Origin of the sequence: Bacillus cereus group sp. BfR-BA-01331 (assembly GCF_022663915.1) — a bacterium.
Classification (GTDB): Bacteria; Bacillota; Bacilli; order Bacillales; family Bacillaceae_G; genus Bacillus_A; species Bacillus_A mycoides.
The window spans coordinates 59970-74345 of record NZ_JAKUGJ010000004.1; the positions used below are offsets into that span (position 1 = coordinate 59970).

Below are 14376 nucleotides of genomic sequence, written 5' to 3' on the forward strand. Positions count from 1 at the left end.
TTATAAAAGAATTGTTACAGGCTCTTCTAAATAACGTTTAATTGTGCGTAAAAATGCAGCTGCTGGTGCACCGTCTAGTACACGATGATCAAATGTTAAACTTAAAGGTAACATACTTCCTTTTCTTAATTTTTTCCCTTTATATACAGGAATATGTTCAATTGCACCTACACCTAAAATACCAGTTTCAGGTGTATTTAATACTGGCGTAAAATATTCAATACCGAAGCTACCTAAATTACTAATTGTAAATGTTGTCCCTTGCATATCATCACTACTTAAACTGCCTGCTCGTGCCTTTTGTGCCACATTTTTAATCTCTTTAGATAACTCTACTAAAGATAGATTATTAGCAAAGCGAATAGCTGGAACGACTAATCCTTTTTCTAACGCGACCGCCATACCTAAATGAACATGTTCAAATTGATGAATGGCATCATTTATATACGCGCTGTTCATTTCTTTATGCTCTCTAAGCGCTAATACAACAGCACGAGAAACGAAATCAGTAATAGTTAGTTTGTTATCGTATCGTTTTTGTACAACTTCCGCTATTTCTTTATGTAAAGCAACTAAATCTGTAACATTTACTTTCATCGTTAATGTTAATTGCGCACTATTTTGTAGGCTTGCATGCATACGGTTCGCAATTGCTTTTCGCATACCAGTAATAGGAATGACTTTACTTTCTTCTTGTTCAAGTACTTCTGGAATTGCTACTCTTTCTTCAAGCGCCTTTAATACATCTACCTTTGTAATTCTTCCGCCAGGTCCTGTACCAATTAATGATCTAATATCGAGATTTTCAGTTTTTGCAATTTTCTTTGCTACTGGAGATATTTTAACTCTTTGCTTCGTCACATCTATCGCATATGGTTCTGGATGTTGTACCTTTTTAGGTTCTGGATTAGATGCTTTTTCTTCTACAACATGTATGTTTTCATGAACTTCTACTTTTTCGTCCGGTTTACCGATGTAGCAAATTACAGTACCCGGCGGCACTCCCTCATCTTCACTTACAGCTATATCAAGAACAGTTCCATCAGCTGGTGCTTCTATTTCAGTTTCGATTTTTTCCGAGTTAATACTAGCAATTAGTTCACCTTTTTCTACATTATCACCTGCTTTAATATTCCAGCTCGTAATAATACCTTCTTTCATCGCCATACCTAACTTCGGCATTACAACTTCTACAGCCATGTTTCTCTCTCCCTTCTCATCGTTTCATTACACATGTAATAAAGATTGGTCTCCGATCATTTCTGATACAGTTTCAATTACTTTCTCCGGCGTTGGTAAATATAACTTTTCAAGTGGTGGCGAAAACGGAACTGGTGTATGTGGTGCTGTAATTCGTTTAATAGGTGCATCTAACAAATCGAATCCTTTATCCGCTACAATTGCCGCAATATCTGTTGCGATACTACATCTTGGATTTGCTTCGTCAATAACAATCAGGCGATTCGTTTTTTCAACAGATGCTAAAATCGTATCTTCATCAAGTGGTGATAAAGAACGCGGATCGATTACTTCTACTTCAAGTCCTTTTTTCGCTAATTGCTCAGCAGCAGCGAGCGCTGTATGAACTTGTTTTCCAATTGCAACGATTGTTACATCAGAACCTTCACGTTTAATATCTGCTTTTCCTAAAGGAATTGTATAGTACCCTTCTGGTACTTCGCCTTTCATATTGTAAAGTGTTTTATCTTCAAAGAAGATTACTGGATCGTCATCTTCAATTGCCGCTAATAATAAGCCTTTTGCGTCATAAGGAGTGGAAGGAACGACAACTTTTATACCTGGAATGCTCGTAAATAACGCATATAAACTTTGTGAATGCTGTGCCGCTGCGCTAAATCCAGCACCGTGCATCGTACGTACTGTAACTGGCACTTTCGCTTTTCCACCGAACATATAGCGGAACTTTGCACCTTGGTTTAATACTTGATCAAGACAACTACCGATAAAATCATTAAACATTAATTCAGCTATCGGACGTAAACCTGTTGCAGCAGCTGCCATCGCCGCTCCCATATAACCCGCTTCTGAAATTGGAGTATCTAAAATACGATTTCGACCAAATTCTTGTACAAGTCCTTTCGTAACACCGAGTACACCGCCCCATGCTTCATCATCTTGCAAGTGATCCACTTGTGCACCGCCTGCAACATCTTCTCCGATTAAAATTACATTTTCATCACGACGCATTGATATTTTCATCGCTTCATTAATTGCAGTTGACATACTTACTGTTCTAGTCATTATTTTTCACCCTCCTCTTATTTGTAAGAAACGTATACATCTTTTAATAATTCTTCATCCTCTGGATATGGACTGTTTTCACTAAATTCAATTGATTTTTGTACTGCTTCATCTACTGCCTTTTCCATATCCACAAGTTCGGATTCCGTTAATAAAGCTTCATGAATTAAATGCTTGCGGAAATGCACAATCGCATCTTTTTCATTTAAATGTTCTTCTTTTTCTTCCGCTGTTTTATACGTTTGTGCTTCTCCTTCAAAATGACCGTAATTACGATATGTCATGCATTCAATTAAAGTTGGGCCACCGCCATTACGTGCACGCTCAACAGCCTCTTCCGCCGCTTTATATACTGCTAATAGATCTTTTCCATCTACTTGAACACCCGGAATGTTATATGCTTTTGCACGATCAGCAATAGAGTTACAACTAGAAGCATATTCAAATGTTGTTGCTTCACCGTAACCGTTATTTTCTGCGATAAAAATAACTGGTAACTTCCAAATCGCTGCTAAATTAACCCCTTCATGGAATGTTCCTTCATTATTTGCTCCGTCACCGAAGAAGCAAACACTTACATCTTTCGTTCCTTTATATTTAGCTGTTAATGCTGAACCGCAAGCAAGTGGAAAACCTCCGCCTACAATCCCATTTGCACCAAGCATTCCTTTATCTAAATCGGCAATATGCATTGAACCACCTTTACCTTTACATAAGCCTGTCGCTTTCCCAAAAAGTTCGGCCATCATGCCATTTAAATCACAACCTTTTGCGATACAATGGCCGTGACCTCTATGCGTACTTGTAATACTGTCACTATCTGTTAAGTGGGCACATACACCAACTGCTACTGCTTCTTCACCAGCGTATAAATGAACGAAACCTGGCAGAACGCCTTGCGCGAACAATTCATGCACCTTGTCTTCAAACTTACGAATCTCTAACATTTTTTCATACATCCAACGAGCTTGTTCTTTCGTAATTTCATTCCCTTTACTTTCAGTTGTTTTTAACATGTCCAGCCCTCCTATTTTCTTGTTCATCTTTTATATCGCAAGTACTGTGCCAAATTCTAATCCCTGATTTAATAGGTTTTCTCTTTTCTTTCATAATAAAAAAGTGGACAAAATGAGACATCTGTCTCGTTTTGTCCACTTTTGTTCACCTAATTTGAGAATTATTATCTTATTCATTATCAAAACTCTTCTGTAATTTCCGAATGTAAATAATTTGACCAATGTGATACGCGTTATGAGTCGTTACATTAGCTAATACTTCCCACCACTTCGTACATACAGGAAATCCAATTACATCACTTTCAACCTTGTCTTCATTTATGAGACTTTGCCATTGTAACAGTTTCTCTAATAGTTTTTCTCTTAACTCTTCAAATGTTTGATTATCTGAAAGCATAAAACTTTTGTTATTATCACCAATAGCGGGCACAGCATTAACATTTGATTCTTTGTACCTAGTTTGCCACGTCGTATTCCAATACAGTAAATGTTGTACAATTTCAGCTATACTATTACACTCTTCATTCGGTTTCCATAAAGCTTCTCTCTCAGATAAATCCTTAACTGCATCTGAAAATGGAATATACCAACTGGGATCATTCGCATTTGCTAATAACTGATCTGCTAATACGTCTTTAACATGGAACACTTTTCTTCCCCCCGTTAAAAAGATTCATTTCAAGACAATACTCACTTCTCTATATACGCTGAGTTTGCCAGATCCCCTCTTTTTAGCCTTAATCCCAAACATATGCACATAAAGAAACCGAAAGCACCTAATCCATAAGCTGTTGTATAACCACTTTCCCCGATAATCCATCCTGCAAGTCCTGGTCCAATCATTTGACCAACTGCATAGAAAACGGATATAAAACTAATTGCCATTGAGACATATTTCGGAGATACTTGCTTTGAAGCAGCAACTTGAATTAATAAAAGGATACCTCCGAGGCTGGAACCCCAAATAATTGCCGACATGATAAAGCCAATGATATGTCCAAATATAATTGGAATCATATCACCTATTACAGCTAATAAAAGTGCAATACATAACGTCTTCTTTATACCAATCCGATCCGAAATCAATCCCCAGACAGGAGCTCCTACGATTGAAAACATTCCTGCAATCGCATAAACAGTTCCCGAAATTGATGCCGAAATACCATTATTAATCATAAAACTAGTTTGATATAAATTTGGAATTAAATAAACAACGCCCACAATAAAATACATCCATGCAATGATGTATAACTCTTTCGTTTTCCATAAAAACGACTTATTATTCCTTTCCCCCTCATCTTCAGTAACTTCTGGATTTTTCAAAACAATTGAGGCAACGAATACAACAATACATGTAATAACGCCAAACAAAAGCCATGAACCACGCCAACTATACTCTGGAAATATACGTACTATATAAGGAACAATTATTCCACTAAATAGCATGCCTATGCCAGCACCGCTTAATAACAGCCCCATTGCAGTTCCTCTTTTTTCTGGAAACCATCCTACTGTTATTGACATGAGTGGTGTATATACAAGAGCACTTCCAGCTCCAGCACATAGCATACAAATAGAGGCTATCCAAAATGAGGAAACAAATGCTAATCCTATTAAACTTATAACGACGAGCCAACTCCCTATTAATAAAACTGATTTTGCTCCAAAACGGATAGTAAGTATTCCAGATGTTCCGACTGTTAATAAATACCCTAAAAAGAGTATAGTTCCTAACATACCTGCTTGAGCTGTAGATAAATGGAGTCCTTCTTGCATAAACGGCAATATAATTCCATATGCCATACGTGCAAAACCCGTCGTTGTTATAATAAGAAACATTCCTGTTAATACAAATATCCAAAAATGACTTTCATTCCGTTCTTTCATTTAAATTCCTCCATAAAAAGTTATTTCCAATTGGATGTTGTTTGTAATTATAATGACCATTACAAAAAGCAACTACCAAATGACGGAGGAATTTACGGTATAGCGGATTATTCCTGTTTTACGTTAATAAATACGTAAAAGTTCTGATGGATTCATTCCATACTTTTTACGAAATAACTCTGAAAAATGACTGACATTATTGTATCCAACTGCAAATGCCGTTTCGGTCACATTACTATTTCCCGAACGCAGTAAATCTATTGCATGTTCCATACGTTTTTCTCGTAAATATGCAAATGTGGACATCCCAAATAATTCTTTAAACCCAATTTTTAATTTATAATCATTTAACTCTACTATTTTAGCTAATTCTAATAATGATGGGGGTGATTCCATTCGTTGAAGTAAAATTTCTTCAGCCTGTTTTATTTTATTCAAATCCTGTTTTGATAATTGACTCCTTTTATTTGCGTCACAATCATTAAGCAACACTCTCCCAAAATGTATAGAAAGCAATTCGAGCGCTTTACTTTCTATTTCTAGTTGATTAATACGATCCTTTTGGGGATACTCTATCATTCTCTTAATAAGATTAGATGTTATAGAATCAATTGGATTTTGAAACTTTTTAAAAGATTGATTTCCTAATATAGAATGAAAATCAAGACTTTTTTCAATAGCATTATTCATCATGAAATGATTAAACAATTGTACAGGAATCCCAATCGCTAATGAATATAGAGGCGTTTCTTTTTCATATTCAAATACTACATCAAAATCATTCATAAAATATAAATAGCTATTTCCAGTCATTAATTCATACGAAGAATGACCAACTTGCACTTCTCCGAACCCTTGTAAACAAAAATTAAGCTCCACCATTGCTGCGTCCGATGCAAACTGAATGCGATGGTTATTATGAAATTGATAATTTGATAACACAATTTCCATACCTGAAAATGAAGTCCATCTTCGTATTTCACCCATACCTATTGTTTTGGGCATATTCATATGTTTTTCCTCTACAACTTGTAAACCATGAAAGTATTTATGAAAAATATCATGAAAACCGTTAGTCTTCATGAAATCCACACTCCTTTTATATAAAACTAAAATTTAATTGATAATTATTTTCAATTATAACAAATATCTTTATACAATAAATAGATTTTATTCCCATAACTCGTTATGATAAAAGAAAAAGAAAGCGAGCGAACAATGAATAAAAAAATCGCGATTATTACAGGGGCATCAAGTGGATTCGGACTTTTAACGACACTTGAACTTGCGAAAAAAGGCTATTTTGTCATTGCTACAATGCGAAATCTTGAAAAACAAGTAGACTTAATATCTCAAGCTACTAAACTCCACTTACAACAAAATATAAAAGTTCAACAATTAGATGTAACAGATCAAGGTTCTATACATAACTTCCAATTATTTTTAAACGAAATAAACAGAATAGACATTCTCATAAATAATGCAGGATATGCAAATGGGGGCTTTATCGAAGAAATCCTAGTGGAGGAATACCGAAAACAATTTGAAACAAATCTTTTTGGAGCTATATCCATCACGCAACTTGTCTTACCATATATGAGAAAGCAGAAAAGCGGAAAAATCATTAATATAAGCAGTATTAGCGGGCAAGTAGGATTCCCTGGTTTATCCCCTTACGTTTCTTCAAAGTATGCATTAGAAGGCTGGAGTGAATCCCTTCGCTTAGAAGTAAAGCCTTTCGGAATAGACGTTGCCTTACTTGAACCTGGTTCTTATAACACGAACATATGGGAAGTTGGTAAACAATTAGCTGAAGACCAATCTGATACAACCTCTCCTTACAAAGAATATATGGATAAAATACAAAAGCACATAAACAATGGCAACGATACACTTGGTAATCCGATGGATGTTGCAAATAAAATCGTAGAAATTGCTGAAGCAAGGCGTACTACATTACGATACCCAATTGGGAAAGGTGTAAAATTTATGATCTTTGCGAAGAAGGTTCTTCCTTGGAGATTGTGGGAGTTTCTTGTATTGAGGTGCTTTAAGAAAATGTAAGTAACTTTATTGAAAAAATATGTAAGGGGTGCTAATTAAATGCTAGGTTTACCCTATGGTAAAGTGTTTTTAGTTCCGTGGTCCGAAGAGTGGGAATTTGAGTTTTCAAAAGAAAAACAATTAATTGAGGAACACATTGGAAAATATATTTTAGCGATACACCATATTGGAAGTACTTCCATCCCACATTTAAGCGCAAAACCTATTATTGATATTGCGATTGAATTAAGAGATTCCAAAAGTGGTCTAAAATGTATTACAAACCTAGAACAATTAAATTATAAATATAGAAAAGATGTATTACCCGAAAGGTATTATTTCAATAAAGGTGAGCCAAGAACTCATCAAATTCATATGTATGAACAAGGGAATTCATATTTAATAGAACAATTAAAATTCAGAGATTACTTAATAGACAATAAAACTTCTCGTATTCAGTATGAACAGTTAAAGATTCAATTTTCAAAAGCTAACCCAAATGATAAGCATAAATATGCAGAGGATAAAACAAATTTCATTAAATCCATATTGGCTAAAATAAATGATTAAATTGCGAAGACCGAACTTCGTACACATAATAAGAAACCATTCATGTATAGATAAATGGTTTCTTATTAATTAGTTATCTCATTATTTGTGCCTTCAATAATAAAATCTGCCAATTCATGTGGCTTATGACTTTCTACATACATATCTTCAGCAACCATCCAATTGTTTTCCCACATATCACGCGCTGCTTCTCCATCTCTAGCAATCCCTCTTTTTATACGTGTTTCACGAGGACAATTCACCCATATTTTCCAATCATACATTTCCGCCAATTCCTGACGTGTTGCATATACACCTTCTATAATAACAATTCCGTTTGCAGGGACAGTATGAGATTCTGTCAAGGCATCCGTTTCCCAATCGTAACGTTTATAACATCCTTCAATGCCATTTCTAATCGGATCTAAAACTTCTTGTAAAAGGCGTTTCCAATCAAAATCTGCACCAATCGATTTATTCGTAGGATGTTCATTTACAATTTGTGCGGATGGTAAATAAAAATCATCCATATGAACAACCGTTACAGTGGAAAACTTACTTTTTATTTTATTAGCTAACGTACTTTTTCCTGCGCCACCACAACCATCAATACCTATTATTAGTAGTGATTGCTCTGCAGATTTCACTCGAATTCGTTCTAATATCTTATTTAACTCCAAACCATTTCATCCCCTCTTTTTATTTATTGCTATAGACTTACTTTTACGCTGAAAACGGATTGAAGTAAAGTAGCAATGAAATCGCAATAAAAAATGTAAATAAGCCAATTATTGATATGATATATTCTTTCGATTCTCTATCATATTTCCACTCCATCCATGCACGTAATGTCCATAATACTCCCCAAAAAGCGAAGAATGCATATCCTACATTTGCATTTTGAAAGTTGTTAGTATAAACCATACTACCAATAAAATAAATAAAAAATAATCCTATTTCCAATTTTACATGTAAACTATTTACATGTTTATATCCAAAGAAGCCTCTCTTCTCCATATTTAACTTTTTTCTTAAAAGCTCTTCTAAAAAATAGCCACCTATACCAACTCCAATAATTATAATCCAAACAGTATAAGTTCCCATTTCCATTCCTCCTATTACTACGTTGCATTTTCTAAAATAAAGTGGATTACATGACAGTTATTATCTTCTAAATAGTCACTTTATTATGCAGCTGGTGGAACGAGATAAAATAGTATTAAGAACATAACTATAAATGAACCTAGTCCAATTATTGAAAAAATAAATTCTTTCGACTCTCTATCATACTTCCATTCCATCCACGCTCTTAAAATCCATGTTACCCCCAAATAGGTAATAATAGCATATCCAATATTAGCATTTTCGAAGTTATATATATAAATAAAACTAGTTACTAAATAAATTATAAATAATCCTATTTCTAATTTTACATGCAGACTATTCACATGCTTATATCCCCAAAAACCACTCTTTGGCATATTCAATTTTTTTCTTAAAAACTTATCGAAAAAATAGCCCGCTATACAAAAAGCAAAAATAATAATCCAAAAAGTAGAGTTTCCCATTGTTATCCCCCTTCTATTAATCTATTTATCTTTAATAATAAAGTGGACTATATTACGTTTATTATCTTCTAAATAACTTACGATTCCGTCAGGATATGTGGGCTTATTCTTTAACTCCTCTATACTTTTCCATATTAATATAATATCCTCATGTTCTTTATGCCTTATTTCATTTGTAACTCTCTCTTGAACAGTTCCCCAATGTAACAATGTGCAATGATGTCCTTTTTCGTTGTTCCATTCAAAAATATGCTCACTTACAACTGCTAATTCTTGAACATCAATCTTCAAATCGTATTCTTCCATTAATTCTCGCGCAATAGCTTCTTCTGCTGTTTCACCAAATTCAATAGAACCTCCTGGAAAACGATAAAATGTTTCCCTTAAATCACATTGTACAAGTACTTTAGAATGATCATCATTTAAAATCATTACTTCAGCGCGTAATTTAGGATTTTTCATTTTGTCTCCCCATTCATTCCACATATGATTAAATCCAATAGCTATAAAAGAAAAGATTAATCATAATTCCTGTTATTATTAATAATGGAACTGTTCCTAAAGAAATGACATATTCCCTCGATTCTTTATCATATTTCCACTCCATATATGATTGAAAGCAGTATAAAGTTATTAAAAATAATATGGGTAAATTACTAATATAAATGGGATTTAAAGTGGCACATATCATCGTAACAATTATATAAGAAATGATAAGAGCCCTAGTACCCCATTTATGAGAGTTGTTTACATATTTACTATTCCAGTCTATTTGTTTCGGTATATTTAATTTTTTTCTCACTACTTTTTCCAAAATAACTAAAAATACGATCCATAGTATTAATAAAATTCCTTTAACCAAAAACAGTGATGTCTCCTCCTTTACCTTTTATTCGGTTGATCACTCGGATACGTAGCATGTATTTTATTTTCTACGTCCCAACTAATAATTGTCGCACTATCTCGTCCGAATTGATGATCAACGTGCTCTAATACATGATGAACACTTTCTTCAAGTTTTATATTATTTCTATTCATATCATTATATAGATTTAATGGTGTTTCATAGTGTCTTTCCCCGCATTCTAATACCCCATCTGTCACCATTACAATTCGATTCTTTCCAGTACGTAGCTCACGAATTCCTGACGAATAGCAAGGAACAGGTAAATCAAATGTGTTTACATTTCCAATCCATTCGTAAAAGTGGCGTTGATTCAATGTATATTGTCCTAATTTATGTAATTCATCATGAAATACATAAACTAAGCAATCACCTATGGAAAGCCACCATATGTAATTTTCTTTTCTTACGCATATTAAGCAAGCAGTTTCACCTTTTACTCTTTTACAGTTTTCTTCAAATGAGGAGGATTGAAAAATTGTAAGTATATGATTTTCAACAGATCGAAATACTGTTTTAATTGATTCTTTCATAATCGCTTTTATATTTTCATATTCTTTTTGGATTGTATTTACTACTAATTCAACACTTTCTGCACTATTATGCCCGTCTAATATAACAGCGAATTCCCAATCACCATTCGACCAAACTAATGCACCGTCTTCATTCTTTTTTGCTCCGGCGCTTATATTTCCGCCGTATTTACCAAGTACAATATCACCATATTGCTTGACTGAAACTTCGTCTAAACACATTTCTCTACTTCCAACCCATGAATATTGTGTATTATTTGTTGTATGCATACTCATTCACCATATACTTTCGTATTCTTTCGCATAGTTTTTTAATTTTCTCTGAATCTCCATAGGGTGCACCAGTCCAATTTGCTACTTCAGTCGGTGACCAAAACTCTTTTGGTGTATTTGGATAACGCGGAATAATGTGCATATGCAAATGTGGTACACCATTACCTGAAACGAAACTGTAAATATGTTCTGCTCCTTCGCTTTCTTTAAGCGCTTTACTTACTCTACTTGTTATCAGTCCGAATGCCTTTGCCTCATCTTCAGTTAATTCAGCGAGACCAGGTACATGTCTCTTTATATCAATCATTACATAACCAAGATATGTTTCTTCTGCATCCCAATGGACATGTCCAACGTAAATGAGTTCATCTTCGTAAATAGCTCCACCTGGAACTGTAATGTTCCCTTTATGTTTTTCACAAATGAAGCAGTTTTGTTCTGCTTGATTGTTTATTGGCATATCCATCACCATCCTTTGCATATATAATATCATAAAAAAAGGAAAAATAGGTTTTATATTCCGAAAATTCAATCTCTTGAAATTAGAATTTTCACATTAAAATAATTTACAACTCATTATTTCTTCAAAAGCGTAATCCCCATTCCAACTGCAATCCCAATCGCTATTCCGATTGCTATATTATCAGTAAATACACCAGGAATTACACCGATTACAACACCTATAGCGACACCAATTGTCATAGCATCATTTCTTTTTTTATTATTAGCCAAAATAGCATCTCCTCTCATAATTTCTCCCCATATAATATCCATTTACATGAACGTTGCTGCTTCCTAATATATTTACTATTCCGCTTAAAAATTTCCAAAAAATGTACTTTATTACTTTTCCATTCCCCCTACATAATCCTCTTCGTTTGAAAGAATTTTCAAGTCACCATTACATATACATAGGCATTTACTATAAGAAAGATCAGTAATTTATTGAAGGAGGAACGATTCAAATGTATCCTCATTGGAATCCAAATATAAATCAACAATATGCTTACTCCCCTCATCCAGTAAGGAATACACTGCATTATGATTCGCAATACATGATGCAGCGCATCGCAAGCCTTGAAAGCCAATTAGCTAAATTAATCTCATTAATCGAAGAAAATAATCAATTAATAAAATCAATGGAACAACAGCAAAACCAAGTTTGTGCACCAGCTGGAGGCTCTGTTATTGTTCGGATGTAATTCGAATTCAAAAAACACACTTTGTAGTATAAAGTGTGTTTTTTGAATTATTTTCTTTTTGTATAAAACCCTTGCGTAATTCGGTCTAATATAATCGCAATCACGACGATAGCTAGTCCAGCTTCAAATCCCATTCCGATGTTTACTTGTGTTACAGAGCGATACACATCGACTCCAAGTCCTGGCGCTCCTACAAGTGACGCTGTTACAACCATTGATAGCGAAAGCATTATACTTTGGTTCACTCCAGCCATAATCGTTCCAGTTGCGAGGGGTAATTGTACTTTAAATAATTTTTGTGATGCGGTAGAGCCAAATGCATTCGCAGCTTCAATTAAATCTTCTGGAACTTGTCTAATTCCTAAATCCGTAAAACGAATTGTCGGTGGCATAGCGAAAATTACTGATGCAATAATACCAGGTACAACGCCTACACCAAAAAACGTAATGGCTGGTATCAAATAAACGAAGGCTGGCATTGTTTGCATGAAATCTAAAGTGGGCTTTAAAAACTTTGAGAAGCGTTCATTTTGAGATGCTAAAATGCCAATGGGAATTCCGATAATAATTGAAATAATAACTGACGTAAGTACGAGCGCTAATGTTTGCATCGTTTGTGCCCAGTAGTTAATATTTAAAATAAATAATAATCCGATGAGCGTAAAAATGACTAAAGGTAATTTCCTCGTTGTGTACCAAATGAGGAAACATAAGATGATAATCATCACTATGGCTGGTATTATTGTTAAAAAATTAGTGAGTAAATCAACAAATCCACCGATAATATAGGAGAATCCTCGGAACAAGCCTTCAAAGTGCTCATATAAACTTGCAACAAATGAATCAACCCATTCGCCTAATGGAATGCGCGGAATATTATTCATCGTCTTTCACCTCTTCCTCAATGTTACCTGCAAGAGCTTGAATGACACTTTCACGTTTAATAATTCCTCTTAACCTTTTCTTCTCATCAATTACGGGTAACGGATATTTCATCTCCGCCATTTTTGCATACGTTTCTTCAAGTAAAGTATCTAAATAAACGTGCGGAATATCGTTAAGTAATAAATCAGCAATCGGCCACTGTTTTTGTACTGCTTTACTTGCATCATCCGCAGTTAATATACCTAAAAATTCATACTTTTTGTTTACAACATATACGGTAGAAACACCTGCATTCCTCATAATTTGAAGTGCTACACGTGGTCCACGATCAATTAATAAAGTCTCCGGTCGTTTTAATATAGATTCCGCCGTAATTACTTTTCCTAAATTCACGTCCGCCACGAATTTCTCTACAAATTCATTGGCAGGACTCATCATAATTTCTTCCGGCGTTCCAATTTGAACGATTTCTCCATCTTTCATTAATGCGATACGATCTCCAATGCGAAGAGCTTCATCTAAATCATGTGTAATAAATATAATTGTTTTTTCCATTTTATCTTGTAACTCTAACAATTCATCTTGCATTTCTTTTCGAATTAGTGGATCTAATGCACTAAATGACTCGTCCATTAGTAATACATCTGGATTATTCGTTAGTGCCCTTGCGATTCCAACACGCTGCTGCATACCACCACTAAGTTGACTAGGGTAATTATCTTTATGATGATCGAGTCCTACTAACTGTAGCGATTCTAACGCCTTATTTTCTCGTTCCTCTACTGGAACTCCTTGAATTTCTAGCCCATACGCAACGTTTTGTATTACCGTACGATGTGGAAATAAAGCAAACTTCTGAAAAACCATACTCATTTTCGTCCTTCTTACTCTTCGCAATTCTTCTTTTCCCATCGTTGCGATGTCTTCACCATCTATGTATATATGCCCCGCTGTCGGTTTGATTAATTGATTTAGCATTCGAACTAGCGTTGATTTCCCGCTACCGGATAAACCCATAATAACGAAAATTTCTCCGGTGTATACTTCAAACGTTGCCTTTTTCACCCCAACGTTCATTCCTGTCTCTTTTAAAATTTCCGATTTGCTTTTCCCTTCTTTTAATAAGGTAAGCGCTCTTTGCGGATGTTTCCCAAATACTTTTGTTACATTTTCAACACGTACCTTTGTATTATCCATGTCACTACTCCTTTTCTATCCATCTATTTACATAGTGTTGCGATTTTGCAAAGAAAT

General features: G+C 34.5%; 19 protein-coding genes. 3 read left to right on the forward strand and 16 right to left on the reverse strand.

Annotated features, from left to right (window positions below; all coding sequences use genetic code 11):
- The 6 genes from MR155_RS09050 to MR155_RS09075 form a co-directional block, all read right to left on the reverse strand.
- A complete protein-coding gene (locus MR155_RS09050) occupies positions 1-1200 on the reverse strand; it encodes a dihydrolipoamide acetyltransferase family protein (RefSeq protein ID WP_242309346.1) in 1200 nt (399 codons plus the stop codon).
- Between the two features lie 27 nt (positions 1201-1227).
- Positions 1228-2262 carry an acetoin:2,6-dichlorophenolindophenol oxidoreductase subunit beta gene (gene acoB / locus MR155_RS09055; protein WP_074608677.1) on the reverse strand — a complete coding sequence of 345 codons (1035 nt, stop codon included), beginning with the start codon at positions 2260-2262 and terminating at the stop codon, positions 1228-1230.
- Between the two features lie 17 nt (positions 2263-2279).
- Entirely contained in the window at positions 2280-3278 is a 999-nt protein-coding gene (acoA, locus tag MR155_RS09060) for an acetoin:2,6-dichlorophenolindophenol oxidoreductase subunit alpha (protein ID WP_002127717.1), read from the reverse strand.
- A gap of 169 nt (positions 3279-3447) precedes the next feature.
- Positions 3448-3927, reverse strand: coding sequence for a DinB family protein (locus MR155_RS09065; RefSeq protein ID WP_219302558.1), 480 nt, complete (start codon positions 3925-3927; stop codon positions 3448-3450).
- 41 nt (positions 3928-3968) lie between these two features.
- The gene (locus MR155_RS09070; RefSeq protein ID WP_219302560.1) at positions 3969-5165 is read right to left on the reverse strand and encodes an MFS transporter; all 1197 of its coding nucleotides are present in this window, start codon (positions 5163-5165) and stop codon (positions 3969-3971) included.
- Between the two features lie 123 nt (positions 5166-5288).
- Complete coding sequence (locus MR155_RS09075) at positions 5289-6248, reverse strand: helix-turn-helix domain-containing protein (protein WP_219302562.1); 960 nt, start codon at positions 6246-6248, stop codon at positions 5289-5291.
- Between the two features lie 135 nt (positions 6249-6383).
- Between MR155_RS09075 and MR155_RS09080 the strand changes: the two genes are divergently transcribed.
- Both MR155_RS09080 and MR155_RS09085 read left to right on the forward strand, forming a co-directional pair.
- A complete protein-coding gene (locus tag MR155_RS09080; RefSeq protein ID WP_242309348.1) occupies positions 6384-7229 on the forward strand; it encodes an oxidoreductase in 846 nt (281 codons plus the stop codon).
- Positions 7230-7268: 39 nt separating this feature from the next.
- The gene (locus MR155_RS09085; protein WP_242309350.1) at positions 7269-7778 is read left to right on the forward strand and encodes a GrpB family protein; all 510 of its coding nucleotides are present in this window, start codon (positions 7269-7271) and stop codon (positions 7776-7778) included.
- A 65-nt stretch (positions 7779-7843) separates the two neighbouring features.
- On the opposite strand, the gene MR155_RS09090 is transcribed toward MR155_RS09085, so the two are convergent.
- The 8 genes from MR155_RS09090 to MR155_RS09125 form a co-directional block, all read right to left on the reverse strand.
- A complete protein-coding gene (locus tag MR155_RS09090; protein WP_242309352.1) occupies positions 7844-8437 on the reverse strand; it encodes a uridine kinase family protein in 594 nt (197 codons plus the stop codon).
- Between the two features lie 43 nt (positions 8438-8480).
- Positions 8481-8861, reverse strand: a complete 381-nt coding sequence (locus MR155_RS09095) for a DUF4181 domain-containing protein (protein ID WP_242309354.1) — start codon at positions 8859-8861, stop codon at positions 8481-8483.
- A gap of 83 nt (positions 8862-8944) precedes the next feature.
- Positions 8945-9325 (reverse strand): DUF4181 domain-containing protein, encoded by a 381-nt coding sequence (locus MR155_RS09100; protein ID WP_002065826.1) that lies wholly within the window; start codon positions 9323-9325, stop codon positions 8945-8947.
- Between the two features lie 21 nt (positions 9326-9346).
- Positions 9347-9787, reverse strand: coding sequence for an NUDIX domain-containing protein (locus MR155_RS09105; RefSeq protein WP_242309356.1), 441 nt, complete (start codon positions 9785-9787; stop codon positions 9347-9349).
- 28 nt (positions 9788-9815) lie between these two features.
- Entirely contained in the window at positions 9816-10139 is a 324-nt protein-coding gene (locus MR155_RS09110; RefSeq protein ID WP_080001824.1) for a DUF4181 domain-containing protein, read from the reverse strand.
- Positions 10140-10207: 68 nt separating this feature from the next.
- Positions 10208-11032: a PP2C family serine/threonine-protein phosphatase gene (locus tag MR155_RS09115; protein ID WP_242309358.1), complete on the reverse strand. Its 825-nt coding sequence runs from the start codon at positions 11030-11032 to the stop codon at positions 10208-10210.
- Entirely contained in the window at positions 11016-11507 is a 492-nt protein-coding gene (locus tag MR155_RS09120) for an HIT family protein (RefSeq protein WP_080116904.1), read from the reverse strand. The genes MR155_RS09115 and MR155_RS09120 overlap by 17 nt, the downstream gene beginning before the upstream one ends.
- 104 nt (positions 11508-11611) lie before the next feature.
- A complete protein-coding gene (locus MR155_RS09125) occupies positions 11612-11785 on the reverse strand; it encodes a glycine zipper domain-containing protein (RefSeq protein WP_002127725.1) in 174 nt (57 codons plus the stop codon).
- Between the two features lie 215 nt (positions 11786-12000).
- Between MR155_RS09125 and MR155_RS09130 the strand changes: the two genes are divergently transcribed.
- On the forward strand, positions 12001-12237 hold the full coding sequence (locus MR155_RS09130; protein ID WP_002085127.1) for a hypothetical protein: 237 nt from the start codon (positions 12001-12003) through the stop codon (positions 12235-12237).
- Positions 12238-12284: 47 nt separating this feature from the next.
- Here the strand turns inward: MR155_RS09130 and MR155_RS09135 are convergent, their stop codons facing one another.
- Both MR155_RS09135 and MR155_RS09140 read right to left on the reverse strand, forming a co-directional pair.
- Positions 12285-13121, reverse strand: a complete 837-nt coding sequence (locus tag MR155_RS09135; protein WP_219302575.1) for an ABC transporter permease — start codon at positions 13119-13121, stop codon at positions 12285-12287.
- Positions 13114-14319, reverse strand: coding sequence for a quaternary amine ABC transporter ATP-binding protein (locus MR155_RS09140; protein WP_000370622.1), 1206 nt, complete (start codon positions 14317-14319; stop codon positions 13114-13116). The genes MR155_RS09135 and MR155_RS09140 overlap by 8 nt, the downstream gene beginning before the upstream one ends.
- Positions 14320-14376 lie beyond the last annotated feature (57 nt).